18 protein-coding genes are annotated in these 17,618 nt (G+C 64.5%); 8 read left to right on the top strand and 10 right to left on the bottom strand.

From position 1 onward, the window contains the following. Positions 1–7: 7 nt before the first annotated feature. Together XH90_RS15975 and XH90_RS15970 are read right to left on the bottom strand one after the other, a co-directional pair. Positions 8–970 carry an MBL fold metallo-hydrolase gene (locus tag XH90_RS15975; RefSeq protein WP_194482339.1) on the bottom strand — a complete coding sequence of 321 codons (963 nt, stop codon included), beginning with the start codon at positions 968–970 and terminating at the stop codon, positions 8–10. Between the two features lie 44 nt (positions 971–1,014). Continuing rightward, positions 1,015–1,998 carry a VOC family protein gene (locus tag XH90_RS15970; protein ID WP_194482338.1) on the bottom strand — a complete coding sequence of 328 codons (984 nt, stop codon included), beginning with the start codon at positions 1,996–1,998 and terminating at the stop codon, positions 1,015–1,017. A 147-nt stretch (positions 1,999–2,145) separates the two neighbouring features. Here XH90_RS15970 and XH90_RS15965 point away from each other — a divergent pair, with 147 nt between their 5' ends. The 4 genes from XH90_RS15965 (at position 2,146) to XH90_RS15950 (ending at position 6,632) form a co-directional block, all read left to right on the top strand. Beyond that, entirely contained in the window at positions 2,146–2,937 is a 792-nt protein-coding gene (locus tag XH90_RS15965) for a DNA-binding transcriptional regulator (RefSeq protein WP_194482337.1), read from the top strand. 72 nt (positions 2,938–3,009) lie between these two features. Further along, complete coding sequence (locus tag XH90_RS15960) at positions 3,010–4,506, top strand: bifunctional 3-(3-hydroxy-phenyl)propionate/3-hydroxycinnamic acid hydroxylase (protein ID WP_194482336.1); 1,497 nt, start codon at positions 3,010–3,012, stop codon at positions 4,504–4,506. 24 nt (positions 4,507–4,530) lie between these two features. Next, positions 4,531–5,382, top strand: coding sequence for a fumarylacetoacetate hydrolase family protein (locus tag XH90_RS15955; RefSeq protein WP_194482335.1), 852 nt, complete (start codon positions 4,531–4,533; stop codon positions 5,380–5,382). A 41-nt stretch (positions 5,383–5,423) separates the two neighbouring features. Continuing rightward, on the top strand, positions 5,424–6,632 hold the full coding sequence (locus XH90_RS15950; RefSeq protein ID WP_194482334.1) for an ABC transporter substrate-binding protein: 1,209 nt from the start codon (positions 5,424–5,426) through the stop codon (positions 6,630–6,632). Between the two features lie 3 nt (positions 6,633–6,635). Here XH90_RS15950 and XH90_RS15945 read toward each other — a convergent pair whose 3' ends face one another. The 5 genes from XH90_RS15945 to XH90_RS15925 all read right to left on the bottom strand — a co-directional run bounded on the left by XH90_RS15945 (position 6,636) and on the right by XH90_RS15925 (position 10,652). Then, a complete protein-coding gene (locus XH90_RS15945; RefSeq protein WP_194482333.1) occupies positions 6,636–7,478 on the bottom strand; it encodes a hypothetical protein in 843 nt (280 codons plus the stop codon). Positions 7,479–7,676: 198 nt separating this feature from the next. Continuing rightward, positions 7,677–8,168: an SRPBCC family protein gene (locus XH90_RS15940; protein WP_194482332.1), complete on the bottom strand. Its 492-nt coding sequence runs from the start codon at positions 8,166–8,168 to the stop codon at positions 7,677–7,679. Positions 8,169–8,170: 2 nt separating this feature from the next. Further along, positions 8,171–8,575 (bottom strand): metalloregulator ArsR/SmtB family transcription factor, encoded by a 405-nt coding sequence (locus tag XH90_RS15935; RefSeq protein WP_194482331.1) that lies wholly within the window; start codon positions 8,573–8,575, stop codon positions 8,171–8,173. A gap of 271 nt (positions 8,576–8,846) precedes the next feature. Next, on the bottom strand, positions 8,847–9,671 hold the full coding sequence (locus tag XH90_RS15930) for an outer membrane protein (protein WP_194482330.1): 825 nt from the start codon (positions 9,669–9,671) through the stop codon (positions 8,847–8,849). A 276-nt stretch (positions 9,672–9,947) separates the two neighbouring features. Continuing rightward, on the bottom strand, positions 9,948–10,652 hold the full coding sequence (locus XH90_RS15925) for an SDR family oxidoreductase (RefSeq protein ID WP_194482329.1): 705 nt from the start codon (positions 10,650–10,652) through the stop codon (positions 9,948–9,950). A 116-nt stretch (positions 10,653–10,768) separates the two neighbouring features. On the opposite strand from XH90_RS15925, the gene XH90_RS15920 reads away from it, so the two are divergent. Further along, the gene (locus XH90_RS15920) at positions 10,769–11,611 is read left to right on the top strand and encodes a GNAT family N-acetyltransferase (protein WP_194482328.1); all 843 of its coding nucleotides are present in this window, start codon (positions 10,769–10,771) and stop codon (positions 11,609–11,611) included. A gap of 156 nt (positions 11,612–11,767) precedes the next feature. Next, entirely contained in the window at positions 11,768–12,082 is a 315-nt protein-coding gene (locus XH90_RS15915) for a hypothetical protein (RefSeq protein WP_194482327.1), read from the top strand. Between the two features lie 25 nt (positions 12,083–12,107). On the opposite strand, the gene XH90_RS15910 is transcribed toward XH90_RS15915, so the two are convergent. Then, a complete protein-coding gene (locus tag XH90_RS15910; RefSeq protein WP_194482326.1) occupies positions 12,108–12,569 on the bottom strand; it encodes a hypothetical protein in 462 nt (153 codons plus the stop codon). Between the two features lie 1,010 nt (positions 12,570–13,579). Between XH90_RS15910 and XH90_RS15905 the strand changes: the two genes are divergently transcribed. Further along, positions 13,580–15,436 carry an alkaline phosphatase family protein gene (locus tag XH90_RS15905; protein WP_194482325.1) on the top strand — a complete coding sequence of 619 codons (1,857 nt, stop codon included), beginning with the start codon at positions 13,580–13,582 and terminating at the stop codon, positions 15,434–15,436. Between the two features lie 51 nt (positions 15,437–15,487). On the opposite strand, the gene XH90_RS15900 is transcribed toward XH90_RS15905, so the two are convergent. Continuing rightward, complete coding sequence (locus XH90_RS15900) at positions 15,488–16,072, bottom strand: hypothetical protein (RefSeq protein ID WP_194482324.1); 585 nt, start codon at positions 16,070–16,072, stop codon at positions 15,488–15,490. A 392-nt stretch (positions 16,073–16,464) separates the two neighbouring features. Here XH90_RS15900 and XH90_RS15895 point away from each other — a divergent pair, with 392 nt between their 5' ends. Further along, positions 16,465–17,124, top strand: a complete 660-nt coding sequence (locus XH90_RS15895; RefSeq protein ID WP_194482323.1) for a peroxiredoxin — start codon at positions 16,465–16,467, stop codon at positions 17,122–17,124. Between the two features lie 91 nt (positions 17,125–17,215). Here XH90_RS15895 and XH90_RS15890 read toward each other — a convergent pair whose 3' ends face one another. After that, positions 17,216–17,608, bottom strand: a complete 393-nt coding sequence (locus XH90_RS15890) for a DUF2177 family protein (RefSeq protein WP_194482322.1) — start codon at positions 17,606–17,608, stop codon at positions 17,216–17,218. Between the last annotated feature and the right edge of the window lie 10 nt (positions 17,609–17,618).

Below are 17,618 nucleotides of genomic sequence, written 5' to 3'. Positions count from 1 at the left end.
GCCCGCGTTACGGCACGAGCTTCGTGCCATCAGGCGCGAACGCCTCGACGTTGTCGCCGATCCTGAACGACATCATGTCGCGACCGACCAGCAACGGTCCGTTGTAGGCGGTGCGCGTGCGCTCGATCAGCGGCTCCTCCGGAATATCGGGTCCGGGCTTCACCGTGCCGAACACGATGTGGGAATAGACCGCGAGCTTCGGCCTGGCTGAGGCAAAGATGCGGCCGGCCTCCTCGGGCGAGGTGTGGTGCGCCTGGATGTCCTTGTAAACAGGATTCCTGACCAGCAGCTCCGGCTCGATCACCGCGACTTCGTGGATCAGCAAATCGGCACCCGCTGCTGCCTTGGCAATCCGCTCGTCATACTTCGTGTCGCCCGAAAGCACGACCTTGTGCCCACCATACTCGATCATATAGCCGAACGCCGGCTTGATCTTCTCACCGTGATTGACCTCGATCGCGGTGACCTTGACGCCGCTGTTGTCGTAGACAAGTCCCGGCTCGATATCCTTTGCGGCAAATTCGACCGCCTTGGGATCTAGATGCTCGTCGTCGATACGAATGCGGATGTCGTTGGCGAAGGCTTTGGTCAGGTTCTCCGTCATCGCCACGGTGCCCTTGGGCCCGAACAGATTCATCGGCCCCTTGCGCGAGGCCCAGGGCGTGGCGAGCCAGCCGGTCAGCCACATATCTGGAAGGCCGACGATGTGGTCGGAATGCAGATGCGTGAGGAAACTGGCGGTGATCGCGCCGAGCGGGATCTTCAGCTTGTAGAGCTGCATGGTCGAGCCGCGGCCGAGATCGAACAGCAGCTTTTCGCTCCCCGCCTCCACCAGCGTCGAGGCGCTGAAACTCGTCGGCCGCGGTGTCGGCACGCCGGTGCCGAGCAGCGTGACCTTGATCGGTTCGGCCGACGCAGCCGTGCTGAACGCGAGCAGCACGAAGCCTGCCCGCAAGAGAGTCCTGAGCATATTGTCCTTCCCTGAGTGTCAGATCATTGCCGCGTGGCCGCGGATCATTCGCGCGCGACCACCGAGTCCAGCCACGCGCAGTTCAGCGGCGGCACGCGCGGATCGGCGACGCGGACGCCGCGGGCCGCAGCATCCAGCCGCATCTCGCGCAGGCGCTTGCGCTGCTCGTCGGGCATGTAGAGACGCTCGTGACCCCATAGTGACGGGCCATCAAACGTCTCGTGCGGCTGCCAGGTCTCGGGATCGATGATCCGTCCGCCCCAGCCATATTCGATGAAGAAGCCCGAGGGCGTATTCACGTAGAACGAGGTCATGTGGTCGTTGGTGTGGCGACCCAGCGTATAGACGACACGGCCATCTTCGAGCTGGGCGAGATCGTAACCCTGGCCGACATCGTCGAGGCTGCCGAGCTCGACCATGAAATGATGCAGCGCCTTGCGGCCCGAGCCGACCATTGCGAAGGAATGGTGCCGGCCGTTGACGTGGAAGAAATAGAGCCCGTAAGGCTTCAGCCCGAAATCGGAGACGTGGAAGCCGAGCACGTCGCGATAGAACGGCACCAGCGGCTCGACGTCCTCGACATTGAGCACGACGTGCCCCATGCCCAGCGCGCCGGTGCGAAAGCCCGAGATCGGCCGACCGGGTCTGAAGGGTTCGCTCGCGAGCTCAGGCGCGCAGAACGCTTCCAGCCGGTTTCCGGCGGGATCCGCGAACGTGATCAGCTCGGCCACGTGCCGCTCGTCGGCGAGTGCGCGCGAGCCGCGCGTCACCTTGACGCCATGGCCTTCCAGTCGCGCCGCGAGCCGGTCCAGCTCGGCGGCAGACGGAACTTCCCAGCCCATGACCGCAAGGCCGGCATCGCTGCTGCCGTCGACGATCAGGCGCTGCTTGCGATCGTCCATGCGAAATGCCCGCATCCTGCCGCCACGATCGACCTGCTGCATGCCGAGCAGCCCGGTCGCCATTTGGCCCCACTGGTCGAGCTGCGACGAATTGATGCCGATATAGCCGAGCGCGGTGATTTCCATCGAATTCCTCCCGAGGGCATCGCCTTCGCCGCATTGCGGCGAGCTTGATACCGGCCGCGCGCAATCCTACGGTGGCGTCCCGCAATCGCTTCGCGTTCGCAAAGACGATAATCGCGAAGCCGTCGGCCACAAGGGAGGAAATGCGAAGTGTCCAAGGAGCGGACGCGGAACGGCCAGCCGCGGCAGTCGGAGGGCGTGCGCGCCTTCAAGCGCGGGCTGGACGTGCTGCAGGAGGTCAACCGCTCCGGCGGCATCCGCGCCGGCGACGTCGCCCGCGCGCTCGACCTGCCCCGCCCCACCGTCTATCGCCTGCTCGAAACGCTGGAGGAACTCGGCTATGTCGCCCGCAGCGCCAGCGACGATCGCTTTCGCGTCACCCGGCTCGCCCTGAGCCTCGGCGACGGCTACGACCCCGGCGTGGTGATCTGCCAGGCGGCCGCGCCTTTTCTCGCCGAGCTGAGCAAGACGCTGGTCTGGCCGGTCGATCTCTCCACTTACGAGAACGCGGCGATGGTGGTGCAGGAGACCACGCATTCGCGCAGCCCGCTGTCGATCGACCGCGGCATGATCGGCAAGCGCTTGCCGATGCTGCGGACCTCCGCGGGCCGGGCCTATCTCGCTGCCTGCCCCGCGCGCGAACGCGATCTCATCGTCAGCCATCTGCGCCGCATCGACGAAGCTGACGACCGCCCCTTCCTCGAGCGGACCCGCCTCGACCAGATGATCGCCGAGACTCAAGCACGCGGCTACGCAACCCGCAGCGAGGGCGAATACAATCCGAAGACCGCGTCGATTGCCGTTCCCATCGTGCGCAATGGCGCGGTCTACGGCTGTATCTCCATCATCTGGATCCGCTCGGCGCTGGGGATCGAGGAAGCCATGGCGCAGTTCGTCAGCCAGCTTCAGGAGACGGCTGCGGCCATTCCGGTCGAGACTTAGGGTCGTCCGCTGGGCGGACACTTCGGCCGGCGCCGTTGAAGCGGTGGCACCTGATGGGGAAGAGATAGCCCCATGCAAGATAAATCCGCTCCTGAAGAGTTTGACGTCGTGATCGTCGGCCGTGGCCCGGTCGGCGCCACGCTTGCCAATCTGCTCGGCCTCTGCGGCGCGCGGACGCTGGTGCTGGAGCGCGAGGCGCGGACCTATCATCTGCCGCGAGCGGTGCATTTCGACGACGAATGCATGCGCGTGTTCCAGACCATCGGCCTCGCCGACGCCATCCTGCCGCAGGTCATCCTCAGCCCCGGCATGCTGTTCCTCGACGCCGACGGCAAGATGCTGCTGGACTGGTCGCGACCGCAGACGCTGACGCCGATGGGCTGGAATCTCAGCTATCGCTTCCACCAGCCCGATCTGGAGGACGCGCTGATCGGCGGCCTCGCGCGCTGGCCGCACGTCACCTTGCGCAGCCGCTGCGAGGTGTTCGCGCTGGACCAGGACGAGACCGGCGTTCGAATCCGCTACGAGGATATCTCCAACGGAAAGCTCAGCGAAGTTCGCGCCGGTTACGTCATCGGCTGCGATGGGGCTCGGTCTATCGTTCGCCGCTTCATCGGCTCCGGCATGGACGACCTGGGCTTTCACGAGCGCTGGCTGGTGATCGACGTGCTGCTCAAGCGCGCGCGCGACGATCTCGGCGACTACAGCCTTCAGCACTGCGATGTCAGGCGTCCCGCGACCTATGTCCGCGGCACCGGCACGCGGCGGCGCTGGGAGATCACGGTTCTCCCTGACGAGGATTCGAACGAGGTCGCTCAATCCGCAAAGGTCTGGGAGCTGCTGTCGCGCTGGATCACGCCCGAGGATGCCGAGCTCGAGCGCGCGGCGGTCTACACCTTTCATTCCGTGATCGCACAGCAATGGCGTAACGGCCGGCTGCTGCTGGCCGGCGATTCAGCTCACCAGACCCCGCCTTTTCTCGGCCAGGGCATGTGCGCCGGCATCCGCGATGCCGCCAACCTTGCCTGGAAGCTCGCGGCCGTCATCCGCGGTGATGCCGCGCCTGGCTTGCTCGATACCTATCAAAGCGAACGCCAGCCGCATGTGCGCGAATTCATCGAGCTCGCCATCCGCCTGGGCGGTGTCATCAACACCAAGGCGATCGAAGCGGGCCTTGCCGCCGGGCAAGCGCGCGAGAACGCGCCGGTCAAGCTGGAGGTGAAAAAGCCCCTGCTCGGCCCCGGGCTCGCGCTCGGCGAGCTCGCGCTCACCGGACATCTCGCGCCGCAATTCGTGCTGAAGGACGGCAGCCGCGGCGACGACCTGATCGGCTACAGCCATGTGCTGCTGGTCGAGAGCGCCGCGCATCCCGCGCTTTCGCAAGCGGGGATCAAAATCCTGACCGGCGATGATGCACAAGGCATCGGCCCCTGGCTGCGCGAGCACAGCCTCACCGCCGCGCTGGTTCGCCCCGACCGCTACATCCGCGGCACCGCCCGCAACGATGCCGAACTCGACCGGCTCATCGCCGCAATCACGCCTCCCACCCACGTGCCGTCCGCGGCCTGACCGAACATCTCTCGAGGATATCCCATGAAGCTGCTCTCTTTCATCGTCGACGGCCGCGCCTCGTTCGGGGCCGTCAGGGACAATGGCGTCGTCGATCTCGGCAAACGCATGGCTGGATGCGCAACGCTGCGGCAGTTGCTCGAAGCGGGCCGCGTGACCGAAGCGACGAAGCTGGTCGCATCCACTGCGCCGGATCATCCGCTGGACAGCATCAGCTTCGCGCCCGTCATCCCCGATCCCGGCAAGATCATCTGCGTCGGCCTGAATTATCGAGACCACGTCGCCGAGACCGGCCGCACCGTCACCGAGAAGCCGGCGCTGTTCGTCCGCTTCCCCTGCAGCCAGGTCGGTCATCTTCAACCGATCGTAAAACCGAGGGTGAGCGACGATTTCGATTACGAAGGCGAGCTTGCGCTCGTCATCGGCAAGCAGGGCCGGCACATTCCGGCGAGCCGCGCGCTCGACCACATCGCCGGCTACGCCTGCTACAATGAGGGCAGCATCCGCGACTGGCAGCGCCACACCAGCCAGTTCCTCTCCGGCAAGACCTTTGCGGAGAGCGGCAGCTTTGGCCCGTGGCTGGTGACGGCGGACGAGATTCCCGACCCGTCGAAGCTCACGCTCCAGACGCGCCTGAACGGCGCCGTGGTGCAGAACACCACCACGGATCTGCTGATCACCGGCATCCCCGACCTGATCGCCTACATCTCGACGATCTGCCCCCTCGTCCCCGGCGACGTCATCGTGACGGGTACGCCGGGCGGCGTCGGCCTGAAGCGCACGCCGCCTCTGTGGATGCGTCCCGGCGACACCGTCGAGGTCGAGATCTCCGGCATCGGAACGCTCCGCAACAAGGTCGTCGCCGAGGCGGCCTGACCGCCAACGCCATCAAACCAACGATAAAATCAGGAAACGCCATGGCTACTCTCCGCACCACATCCACCGCCATCCTGCTGATCTCGCTGGCGCTCGCCGGCACCGCGCGCGCCGAGATCAAGGGCGACGCCGTCCGCATCGGCGTCCTCACCGACATGAACGGCATTTTCGCGACCGCGATGGGCCCCGGCTCGGTCGAGGCCGCGCGGATGGCGGCGGAGGAGTTCGGCGGCAAGATCAACGGCAAGCCGATCGAGATCCTGCAGGCCGATCACCAGAACAAGCCGGACCTTGCTGCCTCGTTGGCGCGAAAGTGGTTCAGCGACGGCGTACAGGCGATCGCGGACGGCGGCAGCTCCGGCGCGGCACTCGCCGTGCAGGAGCTGGTGCGCGGCAACGGAAAGATATTCCTCGTCTCCGGCGCCGGCGCCAACCAGCTCACCGACGAGGCCTGCGCGCCCTCGAGCGTGCAATGGACCCAGGACGCCTACTCCACGGCGACGGCCGTCGTCTCCGGCGTCATGCAGACCAGCAAGGAGCCGTGGTTCTTCATCACCGGCGACTACGCCTTCGGCCATTCGATCGAGGCAACCGCGCGCGACCGCATCACCGCGCTCGGCGGCAAGGTCGCCGGCAGCGTCAAGGCCCAGCTCGGCACGCCCGACTACTCGTCGTTCCTGCTGCAGGCCCAGTCCTCGGGCGCAAAGATCCTCGCAATCAACGTCGCCGGCGACAATGCCACCGCGATCAAGCAGGCTGAGGAGTTCGGCCTCGCCGACCAGGGCATCAAGATCGTGCCGATGTCGTTCCAGAACGTCGACATCGAAGCCGTTGGCCTGAAGGCGACGCGCGGCGATCTGATCGTCACCTCGTTCTTCGAGGACGTCTCGCCGGCCGCGCGAAAATTCTCCGACGCGTTCTATGCGCGCCGCAAGGCGATGCCCTCGCAGATCCAGGCCGGCGTCTACTCCGCCGTGCGGCACTATCTGCAAGCCGTGAAGGATACGGACTCGGACGACAGCGCCACCGTGATGGCGAAGATGAAAGCGACGCCGGTGTCGGATGCCTACACCACCAACGGCCACATCCGCGAGGACCAGCGCATGGTGCACGATCTCTACCTGGTGCAGGTCAAGACGCCTGAGGAATCCAAGGGCCCGTGGGACTTCGTCAAGCTGGTCGCGACCATCCCGCCCGAGCAGGCCTTCCGCCCGCTCGACCGCAGCAGGTGCAGCCTGGTCGGCAAGTAGCCGTTACGCCAGATACCGCGTGAGATAGCCTTCCATGGCGTAGAGCGCGCAGAGCGCAAGGCTCGACCATACGGCGGCGCTGAAATACAGGAACATCCAGGTCAGCTCGCCCTTCCAGTGCGCGATGTCGTGGGTCACCACCCATCGCGTCGAAACGTCATGCAGGCCCTCGAGGAAGCCTAGGAACCTATTGCCCTCGGCATGCCCTGCCCGCCAGCGGCTGAGATACATCGGCACGTCGACGGTGACGAGGAAGGCGAGGAAGCAGGCGATGCCGACGATGCCGGCGACCAGCGCCCAGCGCACCGGTCCCTGGAATTCCGGCATCAGACGGCACAGGGCGATGCCGGCAAGGAAGAACGTCACCGCCCACAGCGAGTTCTCGATCGCGTTGAAGAGGAAGTTGGTGGTGACGACGGCATACCAGGAGAAGCATTCGGCGACGATGATGATCGGCACGATCACGAGCGCGACGTTCACCGCGGTCTGCGCGCCCGTCATCTTGCCGAGCTGATGCAGGATGATCGCCCATTGCGCAGCGAAGCACACCTCTGCCACGGTCGCGACCGTGCGCCCGATGAAGACGCTGGAGAGCCAGGTGTCGAACAGGCAGATGCGCTGCACGTCGGCGCGCGGCAGCACCGAGCGGAAGGCGCAGCCGAACACATAGCCCGCGCACAACAGGAACATCAGCCCGATGTCCGAGCCACCGCCGACGCTGCCGGCCACGCTCGGATAGAACTCGCGGTACAGCATGAACCAGACGAGAATGTTCGCCGCACTGACAAGCGTCAGGGACCCCCACCACCACGCGAGGGGATTTGACCGGGCCTGCCACTGCAACATGATGAGCTCCGCTGTAGTCGAGATGACATCCAACGGTAGCAATTCTGTCATAAATTTTGCGCACGGCGCGACAAAAATCTGCGTGACGCCACTGTCATAATTCGCACGCGCACTGTCATAATTGCAAAGACGCCTGCGTTTCCAAACTCATCCAGGAGGCGCCACTTCGCGTGGCGCCCCCGAATCATGCGCAGCGTTTTATTTCTTCAGACCGCCGACATAGGCCGCGAGCTTGTCGAGCGTCTGGTAGCCGTATTCGACGGCGCCGAAGCCGATCATGTGGTCGCGCTGCTCCGAGGTCGATGCCAGTTGCCGCATCATCAGCACGGTCTTGCCATTGCTCTGTTCGGCAAAGGTCAGGATGAAGCGGAACATGCTGGGATCGTCGTCCTGGTCGTCGCCGTGGTCCATCTCCATCAGCTTCGGCCGCTCGATCCGGCGGAAGCGCATGCGGTTCGGATAGACGGTGCCGTCGGGGCCGATCATGTTGAAGCGCCAGACGCCGCCGACGCGCACGTCGATCTCGAAGGTCTCGATCTTGAACCCTTTCGGCCCGAACCATTGCGGCAGGTGTTTTGGATCGGACCACGCCTCGAACACCAGATCGCGCGGCGCGTCGATCACGCGCGACATCACGATCTCGCGGTCGATCGACCATTGCGACAGGGCGGCATTGGCAGCATTCGTCATCGTCAGGTACCTTCTCGTTTGCTTGGCTTGTTGTTGGTCTTCTCGGTCGTTTTGGACGGCCGCCTGGCGGCCGCCCTCTCCTTCTTCAGCTTCATCACATAGGCCTCGAAGCGGTCGAGCCGCGCCTCCCAGATCGCGCGCTGGTGCTGGAACCAGTCTTCCGCGCCGACGAGCGCCTCAGGACTGAGGCGGCACGTCCGCACGCGGCCGGACTTTTCCGACTGCACGAGCCCGCTCGTCTCCAGCACACGGATGTGTTTCATGAAGCTCGGCAGCGCCATTTCGAACGGCTCGGCGAGTTCTCCGACCGAGGCCTCGCCGGCACACAGCCGCATCACGATGGCCCGCCGCGTGGGATCGGCGAGCGCCGAGAAGACCTGGTCGAGCTGGGGTAATTGGTTAGCCATGAAGCTAACTATAGGGCCACCGCGATCCGGCGTCAACAATTGTTAGCCAGAAAGATAACTATTTTTCGCAGCCCGGACGGAGCAAGGCGCAATCCGGGATTATCGCCTCGCGGAATCATCTCGCTGGATTTCGCTGACGCTCCATCCGGCTAACGAAACAAGGCCACAGCAATGGAACCACAACGCGCAAATGTGAAATGGGGTGCCCGGCCCTCCCAAGACAGAAAGCCCCGGCCGGGCCGGGGCTTTCCTCGCCACATCGAAACCGGGATCAGTATCTGGCGACCACGGGCCCGCCGAACTTGTAGTTCACGCCGATGCGCACGATGTTCGATTTGATGTCGAACGAATGCGTGAAGGTCTGGGCCGGCAGCGGCCCACCAGCGACGAGATTGTTGCTGGTCATGCTGGCGCGACCGAGATCGACATAGAGATACTCGGCCTTGAGCGACCAGCCGTTGCCGACCGCATATTCGCCGCCGACACCTGCGGTCCAGCCGACGCGGGTATCGCGGATCGCGCCGGATTCGGTCGCGGCTGCGAACGTGTCGGAAAAGTTGAAATTGCCCTTCACGTCGGCAATCGCCGCACCGCCCGTGGCGTAGATCAGCCAGCTCGGCGTTGCGAGGAAGCCGATGCGGCCGCGGATCGTTGCGAGCCAGTCGGCCGAGACCTGCGAGTTGACGGTGAAGCCCGTCGGCGCACAACAAGGATAGAGCGCCGAACCGGTCGCGCTGCCCTTGAAGCCGAAATAGTTGATGTCGCCCTCGAGGCCGAACACCGCGCTGTTGACCTGCCAGTTGTAGCCGGCGGTCAAACCTCCGGTCACGCTCGAGGAGTTGACGTGCTGCGCGCCGACCGCTGCGATGGCAGGCACGCTCGAATTTGCGAAGTACGCGACCGGAGGGTCGAGGGTGGTGGTCGCAGCATCAGCACTGCCCCACTGCCCACCGACATTGCCGCCGACGTAGAAACCCGTCCAGTTATAGGCGGCCGCCATCATCGGCGCCTTGGTGTAGTGCGCCGCGAGGTCGGCGGCCTGCGCGGCCACGGTGCCCAACACGGCCATCGCAGCCGCCAGCAAAAACCTTTTCATTCCAGTCTCCTTGCCCCACGCGATCGAAACGCGCGTCTTCACATGCACCGGCCAGGTGTTTCCGGCACGGGCTAGGCATAGGCAGCACCTCGCGCGGCGTCTTGGGCTGCGGCGAAGTTCGCAGGGACTGTGACGCAATGTGCGCGCGGCATCGTACGAACGGATGACGAGTGTGACCCCGGGGCCACGCATCATCCTTCAGCGGCGACGCGCGATGCAGCGCCGTGTCGCATCAGACAACGAGACAAAGAAAACGCGACTCGAATGGCCGGCGTATCAAACCGAGCGCGTCAATCCGCCGTCGACGCGGATGTTCTGCCCGGTGATGTAGGCCGCACCGTCGGAGGCCAGGAACGAGATCGTCGCCGCGATCTCCTCGACCTTGCCGTAACGCTTCAACGGCACGCTGTCGCGGCGCGCATCGGCTTGCGGCAGGCTGTCGATCCAGCCCGGCAGCACGTTGTTCATGCGGATGTTGTCGGCCGCATGGGTGTCGGTGAAGATTTTTGTGTAGGCGGCAAGGCCCGCGCGGAACACCGCCGAGGTCGGAAACATCGCGCTTGGTTCGAACGCCCAGGCGGTCGAAATGTTGATGACGGCACCGCCCTTCTGCGCCTGCATCGCCGGCATCACCAGCCTGACCGGACGGATCACGTTGAGCAGATACGTATCGAGGCCGAGGTGCCACTGCTCGTCGGTGATCTCGGTGATCGCCGCGCGCGGTCCGTGGCCGGCGCTGTTGACGAGCACGTCGATCCGTCCCCACTTCGCCAGCGCGCCGTCGACGAGGCGCTTGAGGTCGTCATTGGACTTGTTCGACCCGGTGACGCCAAACCCGCCGAGCTCGGTCGCGAGCGCTTCGCCCTTGCCGGAGGACGACAGGATCGCGACGCGAAAGCCGTCGGCTGCGAGCCGCCGCGCGGCCCCTGCTCCCATGCCGCTGCCGCCTGCGGTGACGAGTGCGACCTTCTCTGCTGCCATGACCGGATATCCCTGTGATAAGGTGTTGAGGCTCAGCCTGTCGTCAGGCCTTCTACCGCTACACTTGCCCGCAAACCAGACTTGCCAACAGGCCCATAGCCACGAGGCGACGCGACATGAGCGATTTGCAGATCCGCAATTTGCGACCCGACGAGATCTCCGTCGCGATCGACTGGGCCGCGGCTGAGGGCTGGAATCCCGGCCTTGCCGATGCCGCCTGCTTCGCGATCCCCGATACGCGGGGCTTCTTCGTCGGCGAGATCGACGGCGAGCCGGTCGCAACCGTCTCCTGCGTCACCTACGACGAGCGCTTCGCGTTCCTCGGATTCTACATCGTGCGCGCTGGCTTTCGCGGCAGAGGCCACGGCCTGCGCATCTGGAACGCCGCGATCGCGCATGCAGGCGCGCGCGTGATCGGGCTCGACGGCGTCGTCGCCCAGCAGGACAATTACAGGAAGTCCGGCTTCCAGCTGGCCTATGCCAACATCCGCTGCGGTGGCATCGTTGCCGCGCCACCGAAGCCGCCCGCCGCAGTTGTTGCGCTCGACGCAATCCCGTTCGCGCATGTGCAAGCGGACGACGCCACCGTCTTCCCGGCCCCGCGCCCGGCCTTTTTGCGCGCCTGGATCAACGCACCGGGACACGTCGGCCGTGCACTGCTGCGCGACGGCAAGCTTGCCGCGTGGGGCGTGATCCGCCCCTGCCGGAGCGGTCGCAAGATCGGCCCGCTGGTGGCCGATGATCGCGCCTCGGCGGAGGCCGTATTGCAGGCTTTGCTGGCGAGTCCCGGAAGCAACGAGATTGTGCTCGACATCCCCGCGATGAACGGCGATGCTATGGCGCTTGCGGAATCCCTCAGGCTGAAGCCGACGTTCGAAACGGCGCGAATGTACACTGGACCGATCGCGTCATTGCGGCTCGACCGCGTGTTCGGGGTAACCAGCTTTGAACTGGGCTGATAGCGACTTTTAATTTCGGCCCATGCTGCCGGAAATTTGTAATCTGTTTCACGTGCCCGCTGCGATGCAGCGTGTATTGGTGTTCGGCCCGCCGAATTGTCCGGCCGGCGCGAACGTCATTTTCCGACCATCGATATTTTCCGTCCAGAGGATTTCATGACCGAAGCCAGAACCAAGGCCCGCCCCTCTCAACACACGACCGACGACACCCAGCGCCTCGGGATTGCGGCTGCGCTGCTGCTTGCGGTCGTGACGGCGCTCGGGCTGCACACGCTCGTCTCGGCGTCTGCGATGCGCGACGCCGCCGAGGCGGAGCTCGCGCGCGTCATTGCCAATGAGGATCGGGATGTCTGCGGTCAGTTCGGGCTGCGCCCGGGGACAAACGCGTTTGTGGCTTGCAGCCGCGAGCTGGCGAATGTGAGGCAGAAACAGTCGGACCGCGACGAGGCAGCCGCGGCAGGCATCCTGTAGCGTTCGGTGAAACCCGGCGCGCTGCTCAGTAGCAGCGCGTGATGTTGACGGTGTGCTCGACACCACCACGGCCGGGGACGGTCACCTGCTCCGTCGGGCAGCTCGACACATAGGGCCGGTCGGATGGCACGACGTTCGGCGGGAAGCGGTGTGCCCAGTCCCAGGGAACGTCGTAGGTGTAGGTATAGCGAACGTCGTTGGTGACAGGCTGCCCCGCATCGACGAAAGGTTCGCTGTGACTCGCGCCGTCGTAGAAGAACCCGCCGCCGCCGGGCCAGTAGACCCAGGGATTGTTGAAGCGATTGCCGCGGCCGCGGAACCGCGCACCCGCCGAGATCGACGGTCGTGCCGCGGCCGGCGGCGCGGCGGCGGCCACCATGCCATGCGGGGCGGCGCCGCCCGGTCGTGCAAAACTATCGCTGGCGGCAAGGAGCAGCGCGGCTGCGCTGAGAGAGGCGAACAACGCCCCAACTGATCTGGACATCATGATACGCACCAACTCGTCTGGCTTCGCAAATTGCGGCTCCCCACCGCACGCTAGGCCGCCCTGTCGCCCGCCCGCAAACGTATAATTAATTATTGGTTAAGGCACGGGATTAACAGAGAACTGGCTGCGGCAGAACGCCCGGCATTTCCGGCGACCGTTGCCCGGATGAAGCCAGCGAAATCCGGGGCCGCTGCCCGCGCCGCGAGAATCCCCATCCGGGCTACAACCCCTTGCGGTGCCTGACCGGCAAAACACGCCATCCATTGGTCGAGACCGGCCGCTCAAAATATTCCGCTTTACCGAAATTCGGAAATGGCGTATGTGTCGCGGCAACCCGGCCCTTGGAAGAGGGGCGTATCGCGATCGTCACGACGCGGGCCGGGCTGTGGTGGACGTGGGTCTCATCGGCGCGAAGGGTTTTGCAGGGCGGGCAACCGTGAGCAAGACCATCGCGCACACGACCGGTGTGATCCACGCACGGCAAAATCGTGTGGTCCTGGCGCCCGGAGCCTGTGCGCCAAGCCTTGCGGTGATGTGCGAGGTCCAACCGGACGCGCACATCAGCCATCTGCAGGGCGACGGGGGCAATAGTACATCGCTCCCCGGGGAGATCACGACATAAGCCGTCAAACCACTGCGCAGGGAAGGCCGGATGTTTGGCTTCACCTGTATGCCGCTGTGCAGCCTCTTGTAGCGCAACCTTCGCACAGTGGACCGCGGGTGCCAGGTCAGCACCCGGTCTTCCCTGCACCCTCTTTCATTTGAGGGTGAGGTGTTGAGGCAAAGCTCGGGCGGATAAGCCGCGAGGATGATTATCCGTGTCTAACCTTGAAATGGGTCTCGTGCCGCCTGTCCGCCCCCGCAATGACGAATCCGAGGATGCCTGGCCGCCTCCCCGTCACTTCTGCATGCCGATCCGCTCTTGTAACAAAACCGTCACACAGCAAAACTAAACGATTGCCGGGGGCCGCGGTTCGGCGGCCAAGCCGCCTCACCGCTAGGAGATTTTGATGCGCCGTTCACTGGTGTTGCTGTCAGCCGGATTGACAGTGCTGTCCACCGGATTTGCCTCCGCTGAGAACAACACGCCCCGCAACCTGATCCTGTTCATTCCCGACGGGCTGCGCGCGCTGAAGATCACCCCCGAGACCGCGCCTGCCATGGCCGAGGTCCGCGACAAGGGCGTCAACTTCAAGAACTCGCATTCGCTGTTCCCGACCTTCACGATGGCCAACGGCTCGGCGATGTCGACCGGCCATTATCTCGGCGACACCGGGGTGTTCTCCAACACGATCTGGACCAACTACACCTCGGCACCCGCCGGAGACACCGTGGTCCCCTTCATCGAGAACGACGCCGTGCTCGGCGACGTCGACGAGCATTTCAAGGGCGACTATCTCAACGAAGAAACCGTGTTGAAGATGGCCCGCGACAAGGGCCTGAGCACGGCCGCGATCGGCAAGGTCGGCCCGACCTTTCAGTTCGACCACACCGATCATCCGGAGAAGCCGGGCAAGCACTCGATCGTCATCGACGATTCCACCGGCGGCAAGGCCGGCGTGGCATTGTCGGACGAGATGAAGGACGCCCTGACCAAGGCCGGCCTGCCCCTCGTCGCTCCGAGCCGCGGCGACAACGCCAAGGCGGGCGACGCCAAGACGCCCGGCACCACGACGGCCAACGTCGTGCAACAGGCCTATTTCGCCGACGTTGCGACCAAGGTCGTGCTGCCGATGTTCAAGGCGCGCAACAAGCCGTTCGTGCTGGTGTTCTGGTCGCGCGATCCCGACGGCACCCAGCATAACCAGGGTGACAGCCTCAATCAGATCCTGCCGGGCATCAACGGCCCGAGCACGATGGCGAGCATCAAGAATGTCGACAACAACCTCGCCCAGATCCGCAAGGCGCTGGACGAGCTCGGGCTTGCCGCCAACACCAACATCATGATCCAGGCCGACCACGGCTTCTCGACCATCTCCAAGGAGAGCAAGACCAGCCCCTCGGCCAAAGTCAGCTATGGCGACACGCCGAAGGACTTCCTGCCGATGGGCTTCGTCGCTCTCGACCTCGCCAAGGCGCTCGACCTGCCGCTGTTCGACCCCAACGACAAGAACGCGGCCGTCACCGGCAACGCGCATCCGAAGGCCGGTAACGGCGTCCTCGGCAAGGATCCGACCAAGCCCGACCTCGTCGTCGCCACCAACGGCGGCTCGGACCTGATCTACCTGCCGAGCAAGGACAAGAAGCTGGCGGCCAGGACCATCAAGGCGCTGATGGAGCAGGACTACGTCTCCGGCCTGTTCGTGGACGATCAGCTCGGCCGCTTCCCCGGCACCATGCCGCTGTCGAGCATCAATCTGCGCGGCAAGGCAGCGACGCCGACACCGGCGATCGTGGTCAACTTCCGCTCCTACGCCAGCGAATGCGGCGAGGCGCCGACCAATTGCTCGGTGCAGGTCGCCGACACCGTACTGCGCCAGGGCCAGGGCATGCATGGCAGCTTCAGCCGCGGCGACACCTACAACTTCATGGCTGCGATCGGTCCGGACTTCAAAGCCGGCTATGTCGACGAGCTGCCGGTCAGCAATGCCGACGTCGGCATGACGGCGGCCCAGCTGCTCGGCCTGCGCGATTCGCGGAATGGCGGTCTGGTCGGCCGGGTGATGTCCGAGGCCCTGCCCAACGGCATCGTGCCGAAGGCCTTCAAGTCCGTCGAAAAGTCAAAGAAGAAGTCCGAGAACGGTCTGGAGACCGTGCTCAACGTCCAGCGTGTCGGCAGCCAGCGCTATTTCGACGCCGCCGGTTTCCCCGGCCGCACGCTGGGCCTGGAGCCGGACGCCGGCAAACAAAAAACGGCGGGGAAATAACCCCGCCGCTTTTCTCGCGCCCCCGCGAGGGGCGCGCGAATGTCTTGGTCCTTACATGCCGATGTCGAACACGTTCGGCAACTGGCCCGCCAGAGGCAGCGCGGTGGCGCCCAGGAAGGTCGCCACCAGCGCCATCAGGCGGCGGTTGTTCTGGCGCTTGCCGCGCATCTGGCCGGCGATCCACTCCAGCATCTCGCTCTTGACCTTCGAGGCATAGGACGGCGCCCAGCTCTCGATGTCGGTGTCCTGCGCCAGTGCGACGCTGCGCGAGGGAACCTTCAGGCCAGAGGCGCTCGCGGCGTAATGGGCGACGGCCTTGGCCAGCAAATCGTCGAAGCGCCCGCCGTCGGCGCGCTCGGTCGCAGCCTCGTTGATCTCGAACAGCGCCTCGGCTTCGGCGCGGCTGACCGGCTGGTCGTTGACCGCGGCGGCGGTCAGGATGCGCTTGCACCAGGCGGTGTCATCGGCATCGATGGAGCGGGAAAAGTGAACCCGGCCCTTGGTGGTCGGGCCTTCGCCCGTGATCACGCCGTCACGGACGACGGCAAGGGCATGGGCTGCGGTATCGCGGCAGGACGGTTCGAGGGACGACGACTCAACGGACTTTTCAGCGGACTTGGGCAGTGCGGCGGACATAGTTCACTTCCAGATTTCTTCTGATCGACCAGCATTTTCATGCTGGCGTAAAGGGGTGGTTAATGATTCGATATGGGGATCGCGACTTTTCTCCATGGTTGCCGATTGGTCGCTGCGAGGACCATTTCGGTTCCGGAGAGCGTCGGGCGGGCGTGATGCGGGTCATAAAAGGCATTATCGGGGCAATCGACACCGTGAAGCCCCGGTGAAGATGTTTCGCCGCAGGCGCCCCCGTAACAAAAACGTGCTCGGAAATCAGCCCTTCAGAGGAGGAATTCACATTTTACTTCAAGCAGTTCAGTTGCCGTTCACTTGAGGTCGCCAAGCCCTTATATTGGGCACGACGGCCTGACAGTAATTCTCAAGCAATTTCAATGTGATGAGGTCAAACCATGACACTTCCGATCGGCGCCACCGCCCCCGACTTCGAAGCTGAGACCACCGAAGGGAAGATCAAGTTCCATGACTGGATCGGCAACAGTTGGGCGCTCCTGTTCTCGCATCCGAAGGACTTCACGCCGGTCTGCACGACAGAGCTCGGCGCTCTCGCCAAGTTGAAGCCGGAATTCGACAAGCGCGGCGTCAAGCTGATGGGCCTCTCGGTCGATCCGGTCGACCGCCACTCCAAATGGTCGGAGGACATCAAGGAGACGCAAGGCGCCGCCCCGAACTACCCGATGATCGGCGACACCGATTTCAACGTCTCCAAACTCTACGGCATGCTGCCGGCCTCGACCTCGGGCGATCCCCTCACCCGCACGCCGGCCGACAACCAGACCGTCCGCAACGTGTTCATCATCGGGCCGGACAAGAAGATCAAGCTGGTGCTGGTCTATCCGATGACCACGGGCCGGAACTTCCAGGAGATCCTGCGCGTGATCGACTCGCTCCAGCTCACCGCAAAGCATCGCGTCGCAACGCCGGCCGACTGGTCGCAGGGCGACGACGTCATCATCGCGGGCTCGGTCTCCAACGACGAGGCCAAGACGATCTATCCGCAGGGATGGAAGGAGCCGAAGCCCTATATCCGCATCGTGCCGCAGCCTAAATGATCAATCGTCATCCCGGGCGATGCGCCAGCATCGAACCCGGGATCTCGAGATTCCGGGTTCGATCCTGCGGACCGTCCCCGGAATGACGGTCTCAAGTCACACGATCCGCCACCAACAGACCCGCGGTCGATGAGACCGCGGTCACCACCGCGCCCCAGCCGATGTCGAGGAACGCGACCGGCCAGCTCCAGTGCTTGAGCAGCGCCAGCGCGGTGAGATCGAACGTCGCATAGCAAAACAGCCCGAACAGCGCGCCGTATAACAGCGTTGACTGCGAGGTTGCGCCGGTCGCGCCGCTGACGAAGGTCAGGATGCCGACGACGTAGAGCAGATAGAACAGGATCGCGGGCAAAGGCTTCAGCTCGCCCAGCATGTCGCCAACTTCAGCGGTGAAGAAGCCCTTGGCGATCAGGCCGAGGAACAGGATGTCCAGGCCGATCAGGACGACAAGGGTTGCAACGTAAAGCACGGCGATGCGGTTCACTGGCGGCCTC

Origin of the sequence: Bradyrhizobium sp. CCBAU 53338 (assembly GCF_015291665.1) — a bacterium.
GTDB lineage: Bacteria > Pseudomonadota > Alphaproteobacteria > Rhizobiales > Xanthobacteraceae > Bradyrhizobium.
The sequence above is the reverse complement of the archived record's forward strand: the minus strand, read 5'-3'. Positions and strand labels throughout refer to the sequence as shown.

What these genes read in the sequence shown, in the direction of transcription:
- XH90_RS15975 (WP_194482339.1), bottom strand. Translation starts at nt 970, where the DNA reads ATGCTCAGGACTCTCTTGCGGGCAGGCTTCGTGCTGCTCGCGTTCAGC.
- XH90_RS15970 (WP_194482338.1), bottom strand. Translation starts at nt 1,998, where the DNA reads ATGGAAATCACCGCGCTCGGCTATATCGGCATCAATTCGTCGCAGCTC.
- XH90_RS15960 (WP_194482336.1), top strand. Translation starts at nt 3,010, where the DNA reads ATGCAAGATAAATCCGCTCCTGAAGAGTTTGACGTCGTGATCGTCGGC.
- XH90_RS15955 (WP_194482335.1), top strand. Translation starts at nt 4,531, where the DNA reads ATGAAGCTGCTCTCTTTCATCGTCGACGGCCGCGCCTCGTTCGGGGCC.
- XH90_RS15950 (WP_194482334.1), top strand. Translation starts at nt 5,424, where the DNA reads ATGGCTACTCTCCGCACCACATCCACCGCCATCCTGCTGATCTCGCTG.
- XH90_RS15945 (WP_194482333.1), bottom strand. Translation starts at nt 7,478, where the DNA reads ATGTTGCAGTGGCAGGCCCGGTCAAATCCCCTCGCGTGGTGGTGGGGG.
- XH90_RS15940 (WP_194482332.1), bottom strand. Translation starts at nt 8,168, where the DNA reads ATGACGAATGCTGCCAATGCCGCCCTGTCGCAATGGTCGATCGACCGC.
- XH90_RS15935 (WP_194482331.1), bottom strand. Translation starts at nt 8,575, where the DNA reads ATGGCTAACCAATTACCCCAGCTCGACCAGGTCTTCTCGGCGCTCGCC.
- XH90_RS15930 (WP_194482330.1), bottom strand. Translation starts at nt 9,671, where the DNA reads ATGAAAAGGTTTTTGCTGGCGGCTGCGATGGCCGTGTTGGGCACCGTG.
- XH90_RS15925 (WP_194482329.1), bottom strand. Translation starts at nt 10,652, where the DNA reads ATGGCAGCAGAGAAGGTCGCACTCGTCACCGCAGGCGGCAGCGGCATG.
- XH90_RS15920 (WP_194482328.1), top strand. Translation starts at nt 10,769, where the DNA reads ATGAGCGATTTGCAGATCCGCAATTTGCGACCCGACGAGATCTCCGTC.
- XH90_RS15915 (WP_194482327.1), top strand. Translation starts at nt 11,768, where the DNA reads ATGACCGAAGCCAGAACCAAGGCCCGCCCCTCTCAACACACGACCGAC.
- XH90_RS15910 (WP_194482326.1), bottom strand. Translation starts at nt 12,569, where the DNA reads ATGATGTCCAGATCAGTTGGGGCGTTGTTCGCCTCTCTCAGCGCAGCC.
- XH90_RS15905 (WP_194482325.1), top strand. Translation starts at nt 13,580, where the DNA reads ATGCGCCGTTCACTGGTGTTGCTGTCAGCCGGATTGACAGTGCTGTCC.
- XH90_RS15900 (WP_194482324.1), bottom strand. Translation starts at nt 16,072, where the DNA reads ATGTCCGCCGCACTGCCCAAGTCCGCTGAAAAGTCCGTTGAGTCGTCG.
- XH90_RS15895 (WP_194482323.1), top strand. Translation starts at nt 16,465, where the DNA reads ATGACACTTCCGATCGGCGCCACCGCCCCCGACTTCGAAGCTGAGACC.